The sequence below is a fragment of the Paenibacillus sp. FSL M8-0142 genome (genome assembly GCF_038597315.1).
GTDB classification, from domain to species: Bacteria; Bacillota; Bacilli; order Paenibacillales; family Paenibacillaceae; genus Paenibacillus_AQ; species Paenibacillus_AQ lactis.
The window spans coordinates 353,164-374,112 of record NZ_CP152008.1; the positions used below are offsets into that span (position 1 = coordinate 353,164).

15 protein-coding genes are annotated in these 20,949 nt (G+C 55.2%); 10 read left to right on the plus strand and 5 right to left on the minus strand.

Translation table 11 applies throughout. From position 1 onward, the window contains the following. Positions 1 to 6 precede the first annotated feature (6 nt). Both NSQ46_RS01580 and NSQ46_RS01585 read right to left on the minus strand, forming a co-directional pair. Positions 7 to 1,599 carry a PTS sugar transporter gene (locus NSQ46_RS01580; RefSeq protein ID WP_342576178.1) on the minus strand — a complete coding sequence of 531 codons (1,593 nt, stop codon included), beginning with the start codon at positions 1,597 to 1,599 and terminating at the stop codon, positions 7 to 9. A gap of 217 nt (positions 1,600 to 1,816) precedes the next feature. Continuing rightward, on the minus strand, positions 1,817 to 3,166 hold the full coding sequence (locus tag NSQ46_RS01585; protein WP_028404092.1) for a hemolysin family protein: 1,350 nt from the start codon (positions 3,164 to 3,166) through the stop codon (positions 1,817 to 1,819). 180 nt (positions 3,167 to 3,346) lie between these two features. On the opposite strand from NSQ46_RS01585, the gene NSQ46_RS01590 reads away from it, so the two are divergent. Continuing rightward, a complete protein-coding gene (locus NSQ46_RS01590; RefSeq protein ID WP_251535782.1) occupies positions 3,347 to 3,598 on the plus strand; it encodes a hypothetical protein in 252 nt (83 codons plus the stop codon). Between the two features lie 244 nt (positions 3,599 to 3,842). Here NSQ46_RS01590 and NSQ46_RS01595 read toward each other — a convergent pair whose 3' ends face one another. The 3 genes from NSQ46_RS01595 to NSQ46_RS01605 all read right to left on the minus strand — a co-directional run bounded on the left by NSQ46_RS01595 (position 3,843) and on the right by NSQ46_RS01605 (position 7,079). Next, complete coding sequence (locus NSQ46_RS01595; RefSeq protein WP_144879033.1) at positions 3,843 to 5,699, minus strand: LTA synthase family protein; 1,857 nt, start codon at positions 5,697 to 5,699, stop codon at positions 3,843 to 3,845. 322 nt (positions 5,700 to 6,021) lie between these two features. Continuing rightward, positions 6,022 to 6,711 carry a CidB/LrgB family autolysis modulator gene (locus NSQ46_RS01600; protein ID WP_007128875.1) on the minus strand — a complete coding sequence of 230 codons (690 nt, stop codon included), beginning with the start codon at positions 6,709 to 6,711 and terminating at the stop codon, positions 6,022 to 6,024. Then, positions 6,708 to 7,079, minus strand: a complete 372-nt coding sequence (locus tag NSQ46_RS01605; protein WP_007128874.1) for a CidA/LrgA family holin-like protein — start codon at positions 7,077 to 7,079, stop codon at positions 6,708 to 6,710. The genes NSQ46_RS01600 and NSQ46_RS01605 overlap by 4 nt, the downstream gene beginning before the upstream one ends. Positions 7,080 to 7,412: 333 nt before the next feature. Between NSQ46_RS01605 and NSQ46_RS01610 the strand changes: the two genes are divergently transcribed. The 9 genes from NSQ46_RS01610 (at position 7,413) to NSQ46_RS01650 (ending at position 20,921) form a co-directional block, all read left to right on the plus strand. Further along, positions 7,413 to 8,303 carry a LysR family transcriptional regulator gene (locus NSQ46_RS01610; RefSeq protein ID WP_007128873.1) on the plus strand — a complete coding sequence of 297 codons (891 nt, stop codon included), beginning with the start codon at positions 7,413 to 7,415 and terminating at the stop codon, positions 8,301 to 8,303. Between the two features lie 375 nt (positions 8,304 to 8,678). After that, positions 8,679 to 10,187, plus strand: coding sequence for a catalase (locus NSQ46_RS01615; RefSeq protein ID WP_244152680.1), 1,509 nt, complete (start codon positions 8,679 to 8,681; stop codon positions 10,185 to 10,187). A gap of 207 nt (positions 10,188 to 10,394) precedes the next feature. Beyond that, positions 10,395 to 11,438 (plus strand): oxidoreductase, encoded by a 1,044-nt coding sequence (locus NSQ46_RS01620; protein ID WP_007128871.1) that lies wholly within the window; start codon positions 10,395 to 10,397, stop codon positions 11,436 to 11,438. A 167-nt stretch (positions 11,439 to 11,605) separates the two neighbouring features. Beyond that, complete coding sequence (gene pdaA, locus NSQ46_RS01625) at positions 11,606 to 12,409, plus strand: delta-lactam-biosynthetic de-N-acetylase (RefSeq protein WP_007128870.1); 804 nt, start codon at positions 11,606 to 11,608, stop codon at positions 12,407 to 12,409. A gap of 318 nt (positions 12,410 to 12,727) precedes the next feature. Beyond that, on the plus strand, positions 12,728 to 15,016 hold the full coding sequence (locus NSQ46_RS01630; protein ID WP_007128869.1) for an ATP-dependent DNA helicase: 2,289 nt from the start codon (positions 12,728 to 12,730) through the stop codon (positions 15,014 to 15,016). A gap of 437 nt (positions 15,017 to 15,453) precedes the next feature. Further along, positions 15,454 to 16,581, plus strand: coding sequence for a ribosome small subunit-dependent GTPase A (gene rsgA / locus NSQ46_RS01635; RefSeq protein WP_342576184.1), 1,128 nt, complete (start codon positions 15,454 to 15,456; stop codon positions 16,579 to 16,581). Between the two features lie 174 nt (positions 16,582 to 16,755). Next, positions 16,756 to 17,298: a MarR family transcriptional regulator gene (locus NSQ46_RS01640; protein WP_007128866.1), complete on the plus strand. Its 543-nt coding sequence runs from the start codon at positions 16,756 to 16,758 to the stop codon at positions 17,296 to 17,298. 24 nt (positions 17,299 to 17,322) lie between these two features. After that, positions 17,323 to 19,050, plus strand: a complete 1,728-nt coding sequence (locus NSQ46_RS01645; protein ID WP_342576186.1) for an ABC transporter ATP-binding protein — start codon at positions 17,323 to 17,325, stop codon at positions 19,048 to 19,050. Then, complete coding sequence (locus NSQ46_RS01650) at positions 19,047 to 20,921, plus strand: ABC transporter ATP-binding protein (protein WP_342576188.1); 1,875 nt, start codon at positions 19,047 to 19,049, stop codon at positions 20,919 to 20,921. The genes NSQ46_RS01645 and NSQ46_RS01650 overlap by 4 nt, the downstream gene beginning before the upstream one ends. Positions 20,922 to 20,949 lie beyond the last annotated feature (28 nt).

A 20,949-nucleotide genomic window follows, 5' to 3' on the forward strand; every position in this document is an offset into this window, starting at 1 on the left:
ATTACATTACATGCCGATCGTGCCCTTGGCGCTCCGGTAGACGTACATTTTGTTAACGAAGAAGGTGATCAAGAAAGAGCAGAGCAGGCTCGCCAGCATTGAGATCAGGAAGCCGAACGTGTTGTTGGATGTGATCGGACCGACAAAGGAAGGCACGTAGGCCGTTCCCCGAACGCCGAACAGTCCGACCAGCATGCCGCCGAGACCGGCTGAAGCAATCGCGCCTGCAAAAACCAGCTTGTTCGAGAACATGAAGGGATACGCGGCTTCAACGAATGTGCCAAAGCCCATATTCATGGCGAATCCCGGCGCCGCAACCGCTGCTTCTCCCTTGTCGCGGGGGGCGATCATGTTGGCCAGCGTGATTCCGCACGATACCATCACCAGGCCCACCATGTCGACGGCACCCAGGAAGCTGTTGCTCGTCGTCTCCATTTCCAGCAGAACAATAGGGAGGATGGCGGCATGGTATACGCCACCGATGATGGCAGGCCAGATGAGCAGGCCGGCAATCAGCCCCGCCATGACCGGGCTCCAGGAGACGAGCGTTTCGATCAGCGTGCGGATGCCTTCACCCGCGCTGAGCGCAATCGGCGCAATGAGGAAGTAGACGATGAGGCCGGCAATAAGACCGGAAATGCCTCCGGCGACGATATTGACCGTTGTGGCGGGGAAGCGCCATTCCACGCATTTACGGAACAGGTAATGGACGATGATCCCGGCGCCGATGCCCCCGATGATGCCCCCGATGATGCCTCCCTCTACGGACAGGATGCCGGCCACGATACCGGCCACGATCGATACCTCGTCCAGCTCGGATACCTGCTTGGCAGCGATAGCGGCAAGGATGACCGGCAGCGCTTTGATCATCAGGTCGAATACCTCGGATAATGCCGACAAGCCGGGGATTTTACTCACAGCCAGGACCAATGCCATCCCGATAAAGCCAGGGAGCGATGCCATCATCATGCCGCGAATATTAATTCTGCGCCAGGGCGATGCGCTGCTTCCCGAACCGGAAGAGGAAGATGCCTGGGCTGTGCCGATCACCGGGCGGTACGGAATCCGCCAATGCTTGCTGAGCGAAGTGACGAACGTAACGGCACGGGTCCGGTTCGTCGTTCCCGTCGTGCCGGAAGCGGCAATCACATGCACGCCTTTCGCCTGAATCATCGCCATCGAGGTGCCGCCGGTTCCGGTCACCGGCAGCTTGTATTTAGCGCAGGCTTCCACCGCATGGCGGTTGCTGCCCTCCGGGTCAGCGCTCATGACGATGACTCCGTCTATCTCTCCGAGCTCAATCTGCTCGGCAATTTCCCGATCCAGCCGCTCTGCGGCTTGATTGACCTGCTGCAGAGTGCCCTCAGCGATTATGACAGGTGCTCCCTGCGAAGAGCTCCAGCTGTAGAGCGCCGCAGGTGTGGTCTCCTTGGCAGCATCCATGGAAACCCCCGCAGCAATGAACTGCAGCGCCCCGCACGACAGCCCCGCGCTCTCCATCTGCACCAGGATTTCGTCCAGCAGTTTGCCGGGCTCCTTGCCGCCCAAATTATACAGATTGCCGCCGCTGCTCCCGATGATGGCAATTTGACGATTCATAATAAGCCGCCTCCCGTAAGTGAGAAATGTTATTTTCTATATTACAGCGTTGGAGTAACTTATTAAAGCAGTAAAATGGACAATCGTCATCCTATGTGATGCATATCAGCGATACCCGTTAGGCTCTCTTGTTTCGTGCACAGATAAAAACCGCCGTACCGGCCCACTGGGGCCTGTACGGCGGTTGTATCTATCATCTATGCCTAAGGACTCACGATTAGGAATCACGTTCTCCGGCTAAAGCCGCCGATGCTTCCTGCATCGATTCCTCGGCAACCTCTTTGACGATTTGAAGCTTCGTATAGCGATGCGTCTTCTTCTCCAAGACGGTGAAGGTCAAGTTCTCGTATGTCCAGATGTCGCCCTTGGACAGCTCCGAGTTGTGTCCGTACAGCCAGCCGCCGATCGTGTCCAGATCGTCCGTGGACAGGTCGGTGTGCAGCAGATCATTGATCCGGTTGATCGGCACCTTGCCGTCCGCGATAATGCGGTTCGGCTCGGGCTGGATGAGCTCGCGTTCTTCATCCTCGTCGAATTCGTCGCGGATTTCACCGACGATCTCTTCCAGAATGTCCTCGATGGTGATCATCCCGGACGTGCCGCCGTATTCATCGATCAGGATAGCCATATGCGTGCCTTCCAGCTGCATCTTCCGCAGCAGCTTCTTGATCGGAATCGCTTCGGATACCGTCATCGCCGGATGAATCAGCTTGGTCAGGTCCATGTTCGAATTGTCGTCGAACTCCAGGAAGAACTGCTTGGTGTTAATCGTACCGACAATCTGGTCCTTATCTCCCCGGACAACCGGGAAACGGGTATACTGCTCACGCTTGATGATCTGCAGGTTCGCAGACAGCGGCTTATCGACATAGAGGCAGATCATATCGGTGCGGGGCACCATGATTTCCTTGGCGAGCATATCGTCGAAGGCGAAGATCCGGCTAACGTAGCCGTATTCGGCCTGGTTGATCTTGCCGCTCTCATAGCTGTCGCTTAGAATCATGCGCAGCTCTTCCTCGGAGTGAGCCTCTTCATGCTCGCTTGCAGGGTGCATGCCGAACAGGCGGACGATTTTATTCGCCGAGCCGTTCAGAAGCCAGATAAACGGATACATGATGCGGTTAAACCAGATAATCGGCGTCGCGCACAAGAACGTAACAGCTTCGGCTTTATTGATCGCGATGGTCTTCGGCGCAAGCTCGCCGATCACGACGTGAATATATGTCATGATGATGAACGCGAGCAGGAACGAGATCAACGAAGATATGGCGGCCGGAATCGCGAAATTATCGAATACCGGATGCAGGATCTTCTCGATGGTCGGTTCCCCGAGCCAACCGAGGCCGAGCGCGGTGATCGTAATCCCGAGCTGACACGCCGACAGGTAGCCGTCGAGGTTGGACGTCACCTTTTTAACCGCGAGCGCGCCTTTGCGCCCTTCCATGACCAATTGGTCGACCCGGCTGGGACGAAGCCTGATGATGGCAAATTCCGTCATAACGAAGAAAGCTGTAGCGGCGATTAATAATACAACAAGAAATATATTTAGGCCAATATTGTCATCCAAACAAAACACATCCTTTTTCTTTCTGATCTGAATTAGTTTTTAAATAACCAGTGTCAACTATACATGGCTGTCAACATAATTCGACCGGAACTTCAAAGGTTCGAGCATCATGTGCTTGAGGATCAGGAACATATCGGTTTCAGTGGAGCATGTAACGTCATTCAAGGAAAGCAGAGACTCATGGCGAGGCAGCTCCAGCATCAGCCGGACGGGATCCGGGCTTTTGGGCACGGGGGCCGGGGCTGGATATGCTCCTTCGGGCGCCTCCATCCCTTGCTGGGCAATAACGGAATCAGACAGATCCTCGCCGAGCGCGGGCGTAACGTAAGAGAGCAGCATGAAGCCAAGAGCGGAACATATAATTCTGTTTATCCTTCGTATGGGGTCCAAGTCGGATCGTCACTCCTAGAATTCGTAATCGATTTGCTCTAACAAATATATGGCTGAAATGCGTTCATATGATTCAATGAATCTCGTTGTTGTACCTAATTTCACCACGATCATCATATTTAAAACAAGGTATATTGTTATACATCATAAGAAAAAGTGTGCCACTATGTCAAATGTCAGCTGGTTAAGCCGATGAAAGTCCGCTTCAGGATTGCCTTGGCGGCATCTGTCGAAGAAAAAAGGACCTCACCCAAACAGACGGGTGAGGTCCTTGCATGCCTTGTTATTATTTATGGAGCGGGAGCTGTCTGACATAACTGTCGGACAGATGGAGGAGCTGCAGGGCGCGTTCGAACTCTTCCCGCGAAGCTTGGGTGGACGCCTTATCTTGATGAGGCAGCGGATGCTTGGTGCCATCCTCGAAGCCGATTCCCGGGATGTACATGGTCGTATTGTTGATGAACGTCCCGGACGGCAGATAGTACCGCTCCGGCAGCAGATTGCTGTCCGCATGGTTCAGCAGGTCCTGACCGAAGTGAAGCTGGCCATCGAGCGGAGCGCCAAGCAGGTTCGCAATGGTCGGCAGCAGATCGATCTGCCCGCCGACTTGCTCCTTCACGGCCGGCTCCAGACCATTGCCGTGAATCATGAGCGGGATGTTGATCATATCGGCTGATGTGTACTCCCGGCCGTAAATCTCCTGCATCAGCTCTTTATCCTTGTTGTCCAAGGAATAAATCGGCAGACCGAGATGGTCGCCGTAGACGACAATCAGGCTGTCGTCCCATATGCCGTCCTTCTTCAGCTGCTCGATGAATTTGCCGAGGGCGTCATCCGCATAGTTTTGCGCACGGATATAGTCGCCGACGAAGGTGCCTTCATACCGCTCCGGCAGCGTCATCCGGTATTTCTCTTCCGGAATGGTAAACGGATGGTGGGCCGACATCGATATGATCTGCGTATAGAACGGCTTGCCCGTCTCGTGCATCTTCTCCAGCTCGGCCGCCGTTTTGGTATACAGCGCGTCATCCGATGCGCCGAAGAACAGCTTATCATCCTCCCCGAAGAAGGCTTTATCGTAATAACGGTTGAACCCAAGCGCCTTGTATAGCTCGCCGCGGTTCCAGAATTCCACCACATTCGTATGGAAGGTTGCCGTATCGTAGCCTTGGCTTTGCATCAGTCTCGGCAGGCTCGGAAGAACCCGGTCCGCATAATGCTGCGTCGCCGCCCCCCGCGGAGGAATGTAGAAGGACGTGTTGACAACAAACTCGGCATCCGAGGTGTTGCCCTGTCCAACGTTCTGGAAGAAGTTCGGGAAGTACAGGCTCTCACGGGCGAGCTTATTCATGTTCGGCGTAATTTCCTTGCCGTCAATCTTCAAATCGATCAGGAAATTCTGAAAGGATTCCATTTGAATGATGATCAGGTTCTTGCCCTTGGCTGCGCCGGATAACACAGGCTTCTCGGCGGGCTGAAGGCCCTTTAGTTCGTTGATTCGAGCCTGTGTAATCGCCTTGGCATCCTCGAGCTTTTTATTCTCCTGCTGGAAAATGGTGTACGCTTCATAATTCAGGATGCCCATTTCCTGTGCCTTCACGATTTCGTTCATGCTTGCCCGGTTCGGCATAATCTGGAAGAGGCAGAGCATCAGGGAGAGCACGAACATAATCGGCGCAAACTTCCGCTTCTCCTTCTTGGTGTGCCGGTTCTTCCAGTTCTTGACGCGGTCGCTGCGCCAAAGGAGCACGAACAATACGATAATGTCGGTGAAGATCAGCAGGTAGTACGGATCCATGAGCGAAAATACGCTGTTGCTCACCGCAGTGACTTGGTTCACCTGCTCTAGTGCATGATAAGTGACGATAACGCCGTAATATTTATAATACATGATGGCCGCGAAGAAAATGGCGGTCAACAACAGGTTGACGCCCATGTAGACAGCCAGCTTGCGCTTGGAGGCAAACCACTCAATCAAGCTGAACACGAGCCAGATAAAGGGGATCTCCGTAATCAGCGGCCTCCACGGAAGCACATCGTCAAATATGACGACCCAGGCCAAGTAGCTCTTAAGCAGCATAATGACGGAGAAAAATATAAATGGCTTCGTAATGGTTAAACGAAACCGTGAGATGGAAAACACCTGTATCGCCTTCCTTTCATGTCGCACATGCAGATTTTACGATGTTGATGATGCTCTCTGATCAGTCCGGTGCAAAGCGCGTTCTTCGTACCGCCTATACGATACCTTAGCGGCTAAGAGCAGAGTTAAACGCGGCTTGCCGACAGCTGCGTTTACAACTAATTAACCCATAAATTTTACAAAAGTTATGAACAGAATTTATTATGACCTCTTCGAAGGAGGTTGTCAAAGAGTTAAAGTAAGTCCATATTCTTCGCATAACAACCGAAATTAAACAATGAAAAAACCGGCCCGAGGCCGATTTTATCGAAGTAAAGCTCTTCTAGTGTAAAAATGCCATCATCATCGGCGCGGCACCGAGGGTAAACAGCGCCGCCATGATCATGGAGATGCTGGAAATGGTTCCGGACAGCGAGCTGAATTCGAACGCCTTTGAAGTCCCGGTCCCATGTGCCGCGGTCCCGAACAAAATTCCGCGTGCGATATCTCCCCGAATCCGGAAGATCCGCATAATCGAGGGCCCGACCATGGAGCCGAGAATGCCGGTCATGATGACGAATACGGCGGTCATGCTGGGCAAGCCGCCGATGACCTCGGACACATTCATGGCTATGGGTGTCGTGATCGAGCGCGGAATCAGGCTTGTGGCAAGCGGGCTGCTCAGATGCATCCATTTGGCCAGCATGCCGGAGGACACCATGGCAAGCACGGAACCGGCTGCGACGCCGCATATAATTTCAGCCGCATGGCGCTTAAGGGTTTGAAAGTTTTTGTACAGCGGGACGGCAAATGCGACGGTTGCCGGCTCCAGCAGTTTACTGATCCACTTCGCACCTTCATTATATGCATCATAGGATATGCCCGACTGGGTCAAGATCACAATAATAAGCAGCGGAGTAATAAGGAGCGGGGACAGATAGACCTTCGGCACACGGCGGTATAATCGCTTGGCTCCGGCATAGATGCCGATGGTCAGCAGCAAACCCGTCAGGACGGATAGCAAAGTTGTCATGATGATTTACGCTCCTTTCTTGAAGAAATTAAGGTTGCCGTCAATCCCGAGCCCGCCATGACGAGAACGGTGCTGAGCAGGACGACGGCCAGAATCCGGAATCCGTCGGCTTCAAGTACGGTGAAATAATTCATGACCCCGACTGCGGCGGGAATGAAGAAGAGCAGGAGCTCGGCAAGGAGCCAATTGGCGCCGAGTTCAATCCACTCCAGCTTCAGGACGCCCGTTTCGAGGAGAATGAAGACCACGGCGATGCCGAGGATGCTTCCGGGTATCGGAATATGGGCCAGTTTGGCAAGCTGACTCATCAGAATCGACAGCAGCATGAAACCGGCCACTTGCAGGCTTCCCTTGATGATGTTTTTCATGACCGGCCTCCGCCTCCTTGTTTTCATGTTTTAAGAGGTTGTTCAAAAAGTCGTTTTTTGATCACGAAGTGAGTCACGAAGTAGCTCGGCATCGAATCTTGAATTCAGCCGGGCTCCCGGGGCTCACGTACCCAAAACGTACGCTCCGCTCCTCAGTCCCTAACTTCATCCAACCTTCTCGGTGCTGAAAAACCGACTTTTTGCACTTTCATTTTAATGAAATTTTACAGCGATTGCTTTCATAGGTAAAATGCATATATCGAATGCCAACTATTCCATTTATCTATACACACAAAATATATCTATACATACGAGCATGGAGGTAATGCGCGAATGGATATACGGCAGCTGCAGTATTTTCTTGAGGTTGCGAGAAATCAGAGCTTTACGAAGGCGGCGGAGAAGCTTTATATCACGCAGCCGACCATCAGCAAGACGATCCGGAATATGGAGGACGAGTGGGGGGTCACGCTATTCCACCGGGCAGGCAAGCGGATTGAGCTGACGGATGCCGGGCATATCATGTACCAGCAGGCGCAGCAGATGGTAGAGGCCTTTCAGCGCGTGTCCGCGGAGCTGGAGGATCTGATGAATCTTCGGCGCGGGCATCTGCGGATCGGTCTGCCGCCGATGGTCGGGTCAAGCTTTTTCCCCGAAGTGATCGGTCAGTTCCATAAGAGCTACCCGAAAATCACGATTCAGCTGATCGAAGACGGGGCGAAGAAGGTGGAGGCCGACGTGGAGAGCGGCCAGACGGATATCGGCGTGGCGGTGCTTCCGGTAAATGAAGAGGTGTTTCACTATTATTCCTTTGTTAAGGAGAAGCTGAATTTGCTCGTGCATCCGTCCCATCGGCTCGCCGGCAGGGACAGCGTGAATTTGAAGGAGCTTGCAGAGGAACCGTTCGTTTTGTTCCGGGAGGATTTCACGCTGCATGACCGGATTATCCGCGAATGCGTGGAGGCCGGGTTCGAGCCGCGTGTCGTATATGAAAGCTCGCAGTGGGACCTGATCAGCGGGATGGTGGCGGCAAATTTGGGGATCGCGCTTCTGCCTGAAACGATCTGCAAGGAGATCGATTCCTCGCGCGTCTCCATTATTCCGCTGGACAATCCTTCGATTCCGTGGCAGCTCGGGATGATCTGGCGGAAGGACCGTTACTTGTCCTTTGCGGTGCGGGAGTGGATTGCATTTACGCGCGGGCTGCTGGGGGAGCAGGAGTAGCATTTGGTGATTTGCCGGAGCGCTCAGCATATTTCCATGGATTGGAAGAGGGCCGGTAGCGCCGGTGTGGGCCGCCCTATCAAACCTTTCGATCCTTTCATACATTTTCAGGCTTTGGACATAATATGCATATTAGTGTGAGTTCAAAAAGTCGGTTTTTCCCTCTTGATTCGCTTCGTGATCAAAAGACGGCTTTTTGAACAACCTCTAGTAAGGAAAGCCATTAGCAAGCGATATATCCAAGGAGGAATGAAATCCGTGAGCGATCAGGAGTTTGAAGCAGGAAAGCAGGTTGAAGACGGACGCCGGAGCTATGACCAGAACCGCGGGGAAACCGAGCGCGAGGACACGCTTACGAACCGGCAGGGGCATCCGATCTCGGATAACCAGAACGTAAGAACCGTCGGCAACCGTGGACCCATGACGCTGGAGAACTATCATTTTTTGGAGAAAATCACGCATTTCGACCGGGAGAAAATTCCCGAGCGGGTCGTCCACGCCCGAGGGGCAGGGGCGCACGGGTATTTCGAGGCTTATGGCAAGGTGGGTGACGAGCCGGTATCCAAGTATACGCGCGCGAAGCTCTTCCAGGTGGAGGGAAAGCGTACGCCTGTGTTCGTCCGATTCTCGACCGTCATTCACGGCGCCGGTTCCCCGGAGACGCTTCGAGATCCGCGCGGCTTTGCCGTCAAGTTTTACACGGAGGAGGGCAACTGGGATCTGGTCGGCAACAATTTGAAAATATTTTTCATTCGCGACCCGCTCAAGTTTCCGGACATGGTGCACGCGTTCAGACCGGATCCGGTATCCAACGTTCCGGGACCGGTGGGGATGTTCGATTTCGTATCCCGCTCACCGGAAGCCACGCACATGATTACCTTCGTCTATTCTCCATGGGGAATCCCCGCCAACTACCGGCAAATGCAGGGCTCCGGCGTCAATACATATAAATGGGTGAACGCCGAGGGCCAAGCCGTGCTGGTGAAATATCACTGGGAGCCGCTCAAGCAGGGGATCAAAAACTTAACGCAAGAGGAAGCGAACAAAATCCAGGCCGTGAACGACAGCCATGCGACGCAGGATCTGTATGAAGCGATTGAGCGCGGGGACTATCCGGAGTGGGAGCTGTGCGTCCAGATCATGACCGACGATGAGCATCCGGAGCTGGAGTTCGATCCGCTTGACCCGACCAAGCTGTGGCCGCAGGACCAGTTCCCGTTCCTGAAGGTCGGCAAAATGGTGCTGAACCGCAATCCGGAAAATTACTATAACGAGGTGGAGCAAGCGGCATTCGGGACGGGCGTGCTCGTGGACGGCCTCGACTTCTCCGACGACAAGCTTCTTCAAGGACGGACCTTTTCGTATTCCGACACGCAGCGGTATCGGGTAGGAACGAACTACCTCCAGCTGCCGATTAACGCGCCGAAGAAGCGGGTGGCGACGAACCAGCGCGGCGGGCAAATGTCTTACTTCGTCGATAAGGCCCCAGGGCAAAGCCCGCATGTCGACTATGAACCGTCGATGACGGACGGCCTGAAGGAGGCGTCGCAGACCGCAAAGCCGCATCAGCCGCATTACGATGCCAGCCTGGTCCGCGAGAAGCTGGACCGGACGCTCGACTTCAAGCAGGCGGGCGATACGTACAGAGCGTTCGAGGATTGGGAGCGCGACGATCTGATCAACAACTTGGTTAATGCGCTGATTCAGTGCGACGTCCGCATTCAGGATAAAATGGTGGAATACTTTACGAACGCCGACGAGGATTACGGCCGTCGGGTGAGGGAAGGATTGGACGCCAAGAAGAAGGCAGGCGCCGCAGAAAGCGCGCGGGATCAAGCGGTGGAGGATGCCGAGCGCATGGGCCACGAGGCGGATCCTTACTAAGCGGACAGCAACCTATCGTAACGATTTGGTTTTATTACGCGAAAGCGAATAAGCACAAGAAGCCGTCTTCGCACGAGGAATCGTGGAGGGCGGCTTTTGGCGTGATGCGTTCCCTGGTTTTTCATGGAATTTAGGAGGTGCGCAAGGAATCGACCCGGCAAATCTCGAATTAGAACCTAGTACTAATGAAAAGGGGGCATATGCGTTATGGCAATACAGACGGGAATCATCGGTTATGGGTTATCCGGCTCGGTGTTTCATGCACCGATTCTTCGAAGCGTGCCGGATTTTAATGTACGGACCGTCGTGTCGTCGGATCCTGACAAGGTGCATCGGGACTTGCCGGATACCGAAGTGGTCGACAGCGTGGATGAGCTGCTGGCGGATCCGGAAGTTCAGCTCGTCATCATCACGAGTCCGAATACAACGCATTATGAATACGCCAAGCTTGCGATTGAGGCGGGGAAGCATGTTGTGGTGGAAAAGCCGTTTACCGTAACCTCGGAGGAAGCGGACCGGCTGATTGCGCTGGCTGCCGAGAGAGGCGTGCTGCTGACGGTATACCATAACCGCCGCTGGGACAATGACTTCTTAACCGTCCGCAATCTCCTTGAGACCGGCGCGCTCGGCAAGCTGACTATCTATCAATCGCAGTTCAGCCGCTACCGCCCCGATCCGCAGCTGGAACGCTGGAGAGAGCAGGCGCTGCCCGGCTCCGGGATCCTGTATGATCTAGGCTCTCATCTGATTGATCAGGCGCTCTTCCTGTTCGGCAAGCCCCGGACCCTGTGGGCGGATCTACGGCAGGAGCGCGAGGGCTCCCAGGCGCATGATTACTTCCATCTGGTGCTGGGCTATCCATCCCATCGCGTCATCCTGCACGCCGGTTCCCTGGTCCGGCAAGCCGGGCCGAAATTCGAGCTTCATGGCGACAAGGGAAGCTTCTTGAAATACGGCATGGATCCCCAGGAAGGTCAATTGAAGCAAGGCATGCGGCCGGGGGATGCCGGCTGGGGAGAGGATCAGCCGGATATGTACGGCGAGCTGTCAACGGAGCTGAGCGGCCTCGCGGTTCAAGGCGAGATCGAGACGCTGCCCGGGCGGTACCAGGCATTCTATCAGGGCTTGGCGGAAGCGATTCTCGAGGGCGGTCCTTTGCCTGTTCGGCCGGAAGAGGCGCGGGATGTGATCCGGATGATCGAATATGCCGCGGAGAGCCATCGTAAAGGCTGCACGGTGGAGGTCATCTAATTTTCGAGAGCCGTCCGGCGAGGGTGACGGTATGTGGCAGCCTGGCTGGCATGCCACGGCACATAGTTTGCTCCGGTTTGTGGGATAGTAGGGTGTATGACCCCTTAGCATGCCTTGCCATGGGGGATTAGGATCCCAACACCACATTCAAGAAGGAGAGAACAGGAATGAAGAAGCGCAATGCTCTTCGGCCGGCATGGCTGCTTGGAATTGCCCTTGCCGTGCTTCTGTCAGCGGCCCTGGCAGTTCCGGCAGCAGCTGCGGCCGGCAGCGGTCCATTTCATTTCGGTTTTAAGAGAAGCGTCAACGGTCAGCTACCTTCGATCGATCAAGAAGGCTTTAAGGAGCTGCTGCAAAAATACGATGCCATCTTTATGGGCGATGCCAGCCAGAAAGAATTGTACCTTACGTTCGATAACGGGTACGAGAACGGGTATACCGCTCGTATTTTGGATACGCTCAAGGAGAAGAAGGTACCGGCTACCTTTTTTGTTACAGGGCATTATGTGAAAACGCAGGAGGATTTGCTCAAGCGGATGGCGACGGAAGGGCATATTATCGGCAACCACTCCTGGAATCATCCGGACGTAACCACGATTTCCGCGGAGAAGCTGACGGAGGAGCTGGAGCGGGTGAAGAAGGAAGTGGCCCGCGTTACCGGACAGCAGGAGATGAAGTATTTGCGCACGCCGCGCGGCATTTTTGACGAGCGTTCCCTTGCGGTAAGCAAGCAGCTCGGATATACCAACGTATTCTGGTCGCTCGCGTATATGGATTGGGATGTGAAATCCCAGCGGGGCGCCCAATACGCCTTTGATAAGGTAACGGCACAGCTGCATCCGGGGGCCGTCATTCTGCTGCACTCGATCTCCAAAGATAACACGGAGGCGCTCGGCCGGATTATCGATGAGGCCCGCAGCCGCGGGTACGAGTTTAAGAGCCTGGACCAAATGCAGAAGAAAGCGCCGTAACTCAAGAAAAAATTGGCTGGCATTTTCGATCCGGCTGCATATTGCGCGCAGTCCTTTCCGCTTGGAGGGACTGCGCTTTTTGGCATGAGCGCAAGTGTCCGGCATAGGGTCGGCTGCCGTCATTGTGACGCGATCACCGCACGCTGGGAGCTTAGACGAGTTCCGGAAAAGAGGATTTTACAGCGTATCCGTCACTTCCGTCACACATCGGTTTCCATTCGGTTGGCCAACCTTAAATCGGTGCATCTCGCTACCCGTGAGGAACGGATGTTTGGTATAATTACAGCACCAAACACTATGGGAGCGAAGGAGACCGACATGCCGCATACGATACAAATATCCGTTAGGCCGCTGGTGGAGTATGTATTTCGCAGCGGCAGCATCGTTTCGGGGTTCCGCAGCGCTGCTTCCCTCACGGAAGGGACAAGGGCGCATCAGCAGGTTCAGCGCGAATACGGAGAGAACGACCAGAAAGAGGTCCAGCTGGAGGCCGAAATTGCATATGAGGAGCTGCTGTTTGTCGTAGAGGGACGATGCGACGGATTGATCCGGAAGGATGATCGGATCATGATTGATGAGATCAAGTCGACCTCGGGAGACCTTTCCCAAATCGAGGAGGACAGCTATCCCGTACACTGGGCGCAAGCGAAGATGTACGCCTATATGTATGCGAAGCAGCATGGTATTGAAACGATGGAGGTCAGACTGACGTACTTCCAGGTGCCGAGCGGCGAGCGAAAGCAGTTTGAACGCAGCTTCAGCATCGATGAGCTGGTGACCTTCGTCGAAGAAGTCATAGCCGCTTACGCCCCTTATGCCCGTCTGCTCCGGGATCATGCGGAGCGGCGGGACCGAAGCATCAAGAGCCTGGCGTTTCCGTTTCCGGCTTACCGGGAGGGACAGCGCAAGCTGGCGGGCTCGGTCTATAAAACCATTGAAGAGGGCCGGCGGCTGTTCGCCAAAGCGCCGACCGGCATCGGCAAAACGATATCTACCTTGTTCCCGTCGGTAAAGGCGATCGGCGAGGGCCTGCTGTCGCGCATCTTTTATTTGACGGCGAAGACGATTACCCGTACGGCAGCGGAGGAGGCCATGGCTCTGATGGAACGCCAGGGACTGCATACGCATGCCGTCACGCTGACCGCTAAGGATAAGATCTGCTTCAGCGAGGCCGAAGGCTGCGGTCAGGAGGGCTGTATCTTCTCGGAAGGCTACTACGACCGGATCAATGCCGCGCTTCTGGACCTGCTGGGCAACGAAACGCTGATCACCCGGTCGGTCATTGAGACGTATGCGCGGAAGCATCAGGTCTGCCCGTTCGAATTTTCCCTGGATGCCTCGTATGCGGCCGATGTCGTGATCTGCGACTATAACTATGTTTTTGATCCGAGAGTATCCTTTAAACGGATGCCCGAGGAAGTGAAGAAGCGCAGCGTTCTCCTGATCGACGAAGCGCATAATCTGGTGGACCGGGCGCGCGGGATGTTCTCGGCGGAGCTGTACAAATCGGCTTTCCTCGACATTCAGCGGGCGTATAAAGAAAGTAATCCGGGACTGTACCATGCCGCGAAGCGGGTCAATAACCGGTTTATCGTCATTCGCAAGGTCAGCGGGGAGGAGGAGCGGTTCGTCGGCTCGCAGCAGCCGGAAATGATGGACGAGCTGCTGGAGGATTTCGTTCTGCAGGCCGAGGCCGAGCTGATGACCGGGAAGAGTGGCGAAGAGGCGGATGCGCTCTTGGAGTGCTATTTTGCCGCGCAGGGATATTTGCGGATCTCCAAGCTTTATGACGACCGCTTCGTCACGTACGCCGAGATCAGTCAAAGCGAGGTGTATTTGAAGCTGTTCTGTCTGGATCCGTCCGATTTGCTGCAGAAGGCGGGCAAGAACTACCGGTCGGCCGTCTTTTTCTCCGCGACCCTGATGCCCCTCGGTTATTACCGGGATATGCTGGGGGCGGAAGAGGAGGATTACAGCCTGTCCATTCCGTCGCCTTTTTCCCGGGAGCAGCTGGATGTGAGGATCTTGCCGCTTTCGACCCGATACAAGGACCGCGAGCAGAGCAAGGATGCGATCGTGCGCATGCTGAGCGAGCTGGTTCGGGAGAAGCCGGTCAATACGCTGATCTTTCTGCCGTCCTATCCCTATATGCAGGATATTCACAAGGCGTTTACCGAGAGCAATCCCGGATGGCGGACGCTGCTTCAGGGCCATGGCATGAGTGAGGAGGAGCGGGAGAACTTCCTCGGGGCCTTTCAGGCCGATGCTGCGGAGCCGCTGATCGGCTTCGCGGTGATGGGCGGCATTTTCTCGGAAGGCATTGATCTGAAGGGAGAGCGGCTTTCCAGCGTTGTGGTTGTAGGCGTAGGGCTGCCGCAGCTGTCCTTCGAGAATGATATTATCAAGGATTACTTCGACCGTACCGGCAAAAGGGGCTATGACTATGCTTATGTATACCCCGGCATGAACAAGGTGCTGCAGGCCGGAGGCCGCTTGATCCGCTCCGAGCATGACACCGGCACGCTGACGCTGGTTGATGACCGGTTTCTTAACCGGCAGTACAGCATGCTCTTGCCAGAGGAATGGCGGCATTATAAGCGGATTTAGCCCGAGCGCGGTACAAGCGTCAGGAAAAAGTTGACAGCCGCTGCGGCGGAATCTATAATACGGATATATTTATGAGCACAAGGAGGCTGATGACCATGATGATGTATATGAATGATGACAAATTGTCGGCGCTAGGTCTCCTCGAACGGGTTATCGATAAGTTGAATAGGCATGGGGCGCTAAAGGTTTAAGGACTGCTCCTTGCATGATTCGCTAAGATCAAGACCCGCAGGAGACCGTGATTGGTATTCTGCGGGTCTTTTTGGTATATGCATAGGTTTAACGTCACCGGCATAAACGGGGATTTTTTAGCCCGTTTGGCCGGGAGGGCGTCTTTCTTAGGCTGTATTCAAGATGGACCGCAGAATATGATTCTGCGGTTTTTTTGTTGTTCAGAAACACCTAAACCTAAACAAGATAAGGAGAAAACAACCATTTTGACAAATCAAAACATGAAGCCATTAAACGACTATGGATGGAATGAAGATTGGGACCGGGCGGCGAAGGAAGCGCTCCAATCGATCCAGCGGGACAAACGCCTGGTGCCTGCGCGCATCGTCGCCCAATTTTCGAAGCAATACCGGATCGTCACGCCAGATGGAGAGATGACGGCCGCCGTAACGGGAAAATATGAATATGAGGCAGCCAGCAAGAGCGATTTCCCGGCTGTCGGCGATTGGGTTATGGTGGAGCCCTTGCAGGGCGAACCGAGGGCGGTGATTCACCAGCTGCTGCCGCGCAAGTCGGCGTTTTCCCGCAGGGAGGCCGGGAGCGTGCCGGACGAACAGGTCATTGCCGCCAACATCGACACCGTATTTATCGTCAATGCGCTTAATAAGGATTTTAATATCCGCAAAATCGAGCGTTACTTGATCGCCGTGTGGGAGAGCGGAGCCCAGCCGGTCGTGCTGCTGACCAAGGCGGATTTATGCGATTCTCCGGAATCGCATGCCGCCCTCGTCGAAGCTGCGGCTCCGGGGGTGCCGGTTCACGCCGTCAGCTCGCTGCTGGATCAGGGAAAGGAGCAGCTGCAGGGCTATTTGACCCCTGGCACGACGGTGGCCGTAACGGGCTCGTCGGGCGCCGGAAAATCGACCTTGCTGAACTGGCTGTCCGGCCAAGACGTTCAGCGGGTTCAGAGCATCCGCGAAGAGGACGCCAGAGGACGCCATACGACGACGCACCGCGAACTGTTTGTGCTGCCGGGCGGGGCGATCATGGTTGATACGCCGGGCATGCGGGAGCTTCAGCTGTGGGAATCGGAGGATGGCTGGGAGGCGGCATTCGCAGACATCTCCTCGCTCGCGGCGCAGTGCAGATTTCACGACTGCCGGCATGAGAAGGAGGATGGATGCGCGGTCCAGGAGGCACTCCAGGCCGGGACGCTGGATGCCGATCGGTACGCGAATTATAGAAAAACCGAGAGAGAGCTGGCCCATCAGGCCCGCAAGGAACAGGCCAACACGCGGCGCCAGAAGAAGCAAGGCAAGAAGCCTGGCGGAAAGCATGCGGCCAGGAGCCGTAACGTGCATGCCGGATCGTATTTCGAGCTGATGGATGAGTAACTCGGGCCTTCATGGGAGCTGCGGGTTGAACTGAACTTGACATCGATCTTCGCCAGGGATTATATTTAGGTTGCCTAATTAATAGGCAGGCTAACTAATTCGTTGCATGCTTGGATTGTAACCGCCCGGCCATCCCGGCCGGATGGTTACGGTTTTATGCGCAGGAGGTGGACGATGTCACAGGAATTTCATCCAGATTTACATAAGCGTCATCAAGCCGGGAGGGACCCGGACTCGCCGGAAGGCTGTCATCACCCAGGGAGACTGCCTGACGACAGTATTGCCGGAAGGCTTCTGCACAGCATTCGTATGTTTCACAAGCAGGAGTGGGATCGGCACATGATTTCGGGCTACACACCGGGTGAAGTCCGTGTGCTGATGGGTCTTATGCATTTTAACAGGCTTGGCGGGCCCGGCATGAAGGTGTCGGAGATCAGCAGCATGATGAATGTCACCTCTCCAACCATCACGCAGTTCATCAACGGTCTGGAGGGGAAAGGACTCGTCGAGCGGGTGATGGATGAGAACGATCGCCGGGCTGTCCGCGTGAAGCTAACTGCGGAGGGGGTCCAGGTCGTTCAGCAGGTGTATCAAGACGTCGCAAGCCGTTTTAACGGCCTGGTCGAATATCTTGGCGAAGAGGACAGCGTTAAACTCGCCGACCTCCTCATGAAGGTATACCATTATCAGGAGCAACAACGATCGCAGGAAACATAAGTCACGATCAGGGGGTGGTTCGCTTTGCTTAAGCTGTTTCGTTATATGAGACCGTACCGGACCGCGGTGCTGCTGGTCCTATTGTTTACATTCTTTCAATGCTTATCGGATCTGTATCTGCCGACCTTGATGGCGGACATTGTAGATAAAGGCATCACGCTTGGCAATGTGCCATATATTTGGCGGGTGGGAGGCGTTATGCTTCTGGTCGCCTCCGGAGGAATGGTCTGCGCGATCGCAGCCAGTTATTTGGCGTCCAAAGCGGCTTCAGGGTTCGGACGTATTGTGCGGGGCCGCGTGTTCTCTCATGTTGAGAATTTTACGCTCCAGGAGTTTGACAAGATCGGAACCGCATCGCTTATTACCCGTACGACGAATGACATTACGCAAGTTCAGCAGGTAACGATCATGATCCTGCGCATGATGGCGATTGCGCCGATGATGTGCATCGGGGGCATCGTCATGGCCATTTCGAGGGATCCGGGCCTGACCACCGTTCTCCTCGCCGTGCTGCCGATTCTCGCACTGGCGATCTTCCTTATTGCGAAGCAGGGAATTCCGCTCTTTAAAGCGATTCAGGTCAAGATCGATACGCTGAGCCGCGTGGTGCGGGAGAATCTGACGGGGATCCGGGTCATCCGTTCCTTCAACCGTGCCGCGCATGAAACCGTGCGCTTCAACGATGCGAATGAGGATTTGACGGCGACCTCGATCAAGGTGAACAAAATCATGGGGGCGATGATGCCGGTCATGATGCTGGTCATGAACTTTGCGACGATTGCGATCGTCTGGTTCGGGGCGCATCGCATCAACGATGCCCATATGAAGGTCGGCGATCTGATGGCGTTTCTTCAATATGCCATGATGATCATGTTCTCGCTCATTATGCTGTCGGTCATGTTCGTCATGATTCCGCGCGCGCAAGCGTCCGCCGTCCGGATCAACGAAGTGCTCCATATGCAGCCGGACATTCATGATCCGAAAGAGCCTGGAAAGCCGGGGCTTCAGAAGGCCGCTGTCGAGTTCCAGGATGTTACGTTCTTCTATCCCGGAGCGGAGGAGCCGGCGGTATCGAATCTCTCCTTCCGTACGGGACCGGGTGAAGTAACGGCCATTATCGGCGGAACCGGATCCGGCAAATCGACCTTGATCAGCCTGATCCCGCGTTTCTATGACGTAACTTCAGGGCGTATTCTCGTCAATGGAACCGATATCCGGGAGATGCGGCAGGAAGAGCTCCGGCAGCGGATCGGATTCGTTCCGCAGAAGGCGCTCCTGTTCACAGGCAGCATCGCGGATAACATCCGCTACGGTAAAGAGGACGCGACGGACGAGGAGATCCGGCACGCGGCGAAGGTTGCCCAGGCCGCCGACTTCATCGAAGCGATGGAAGGCGCTTATGATGCCGAGATTTCGCAGGGAGGCAGCAATGTGTCAGGCGGACAGAAGCAGCGTCTTTCGATCGCCCGGGCTCTGGTACGACAGCCGGAAATCTATATTTTCGACGACAGCTTCTCGGCGCTGGACTTCAAGACGGACGCGAAGCTACGTGCAGCATTAAGGGAGGAGACCGGTGACGCCACCGTCCTGATCGTCGCTCAGCGGGTCAGCACGGTGATGGATGCCGATCGGATTATTGTGCTGGATGAGGGGCGGATCGCGGGCATGGGCACCCATGAGGAGCTCATGAATACGAGCGAAGTGTACCGTGAGATTGTCATTTCCCAGCTTTCGGAGGAGGAGATCGCATGAGCGAGAAGAAGCGCGGAGGACATCCAAGAGGTCATGGCGGCGGTCCCTTCGGCGGCCCGCACGGTCCGGGCATGCCTGCGGAGAAAGCCAAGGACTTCAAGGGAACCTTCCGGAGACTGGCGACGTATCTGAAGCCGCATACCGGCAAGCTGCTGATCGTCCTGGCTGCGGCGATGCTGAGCACGATCTTCGGCATCGTAAGCCCGAAAATTCTGGGGGATGCGACCACGATCCTGTTTGAAGGTTTCATGGCGAAAATGAAAGGCGAACCGGGAGCGGGCATTGACTTCGCTGCGATCCAGCGCATCCTGCTGTGGCTGGCCGGGCTGTACCTCCTCAGCTCTTTGTTCGCCTACGTCCAGCAGTATGTAATGGCTGGCGTAGCGCAGAGAACGGTATACGATCTGCGGAAGGCGGTATACGATAAGCTCGGCCGTTTGCCGCTTAAATATTTTGATGCCCGTACCCACGGGGAGACGCTCAGCCGGGTAACCAACGACATGGACAACATTGCCGGCACGCTGCAGCAGAGCTTGACGCAGATGATTACCTCGGCCGTCACGCTGCTCGGGGTGATCGTGATGATGCTGACCATCAGTCCGCTGCTGACGCTGGTCGTCATTCTGACGCTGCCGCTCAGCGTGATCGTGACGATGATGGTGGCCAAGCGGTCGCAGAAGCATTTTGTAGCCCAGCAGAAGCATCTGGGGCAGCTGAACGGCCATGTCGAGGAGATGTACACCGGCCACAAGGTCGTGAAGGCATTCGGCCGGGAGCGCCAGTCGGTGGAGCGGTTTGATGAGGTCAACGACAAGCTGTATGAGGCCGGATGGCGCGCGCAGTTCATATCAGGCACGATTATGCCGCTGATGGGGTTTGTCGGGAACATCGGCTACGTGATCGTGAGCGTTGTCGGCGGGGTGCTCGTTACCCGACAGGCGATCAAGATCGGGGACATTCAGGCGTTCATTCAATATTCGCGCCAGTTTACGCAGCCGATTACGCAGCTGGCGAATATCGCGAATGTCATTCAATCGACGATTGCTTCGGCGGAGCGGGTATTCGAGGTGCTGGACGAAGAGGAGGAAGTGGCCGAATCATCCACACCTGCCGTGCTCCGGCATCCTCGCGGGGACGTGTCCTTCGAGCATGTCAGCTTCGGGTACAAGGAGGATCAGCTGCTTATCGAAGATATGAACGTGAATGTCCGGCAGGGCCAGACCGTCGCGATTGTCGGCCCGACGGGAGCCGGGAAGACAACGCTCATCAATCTGCTGATGCGCTTCTATGAGGTTAACGGCGGCCGCATTATGATCGACGGCAAGGATATTGCCTCCATGAAGCGAAGCGACTTGAGAAGCTTGTTCGGAATGGTGCTTCAGGACACATGGCTCTTTAACGGCACGATCCGGGATAATATCGGATACGGCCGCGAAGGCGCAACCGAAGAAGAGATCATACGGGCGGCGGAGGCCGCGCATGCGGACCACTTTATCCGGACGCTGCCGGACGGGTATGACACGGTGCTGAACGAGGAGGCATCCAACATCTCGCAAGGGCAGAAGCAGCTTCTGACGATTGCGCGGGCGATTCTGGCCAATCCGGCCATTCTGATTCTGGATGAGGCGACAAGCAGCGTCGATACGCGGACGGAGCTGTATATCCAGAAGGCGATGAAGGAGCTGATGAAGAATCGGACCAGCTTCGTTATCGCACACCGGCTGTCGACGATTCGGGATGCGGACCTCATTCTGGTGATGAACAAGGGCAGCATTATCGAACAAGGGACGCATGATGAGCTTCTGTCGCAAGGCGGATTTTATGCGGACCTGTACAACAGCCAGTTCAGCGATCAGCCCGAAGCGGGATGATTTTCGTAGGCATGGAAGCCGGCGAAAA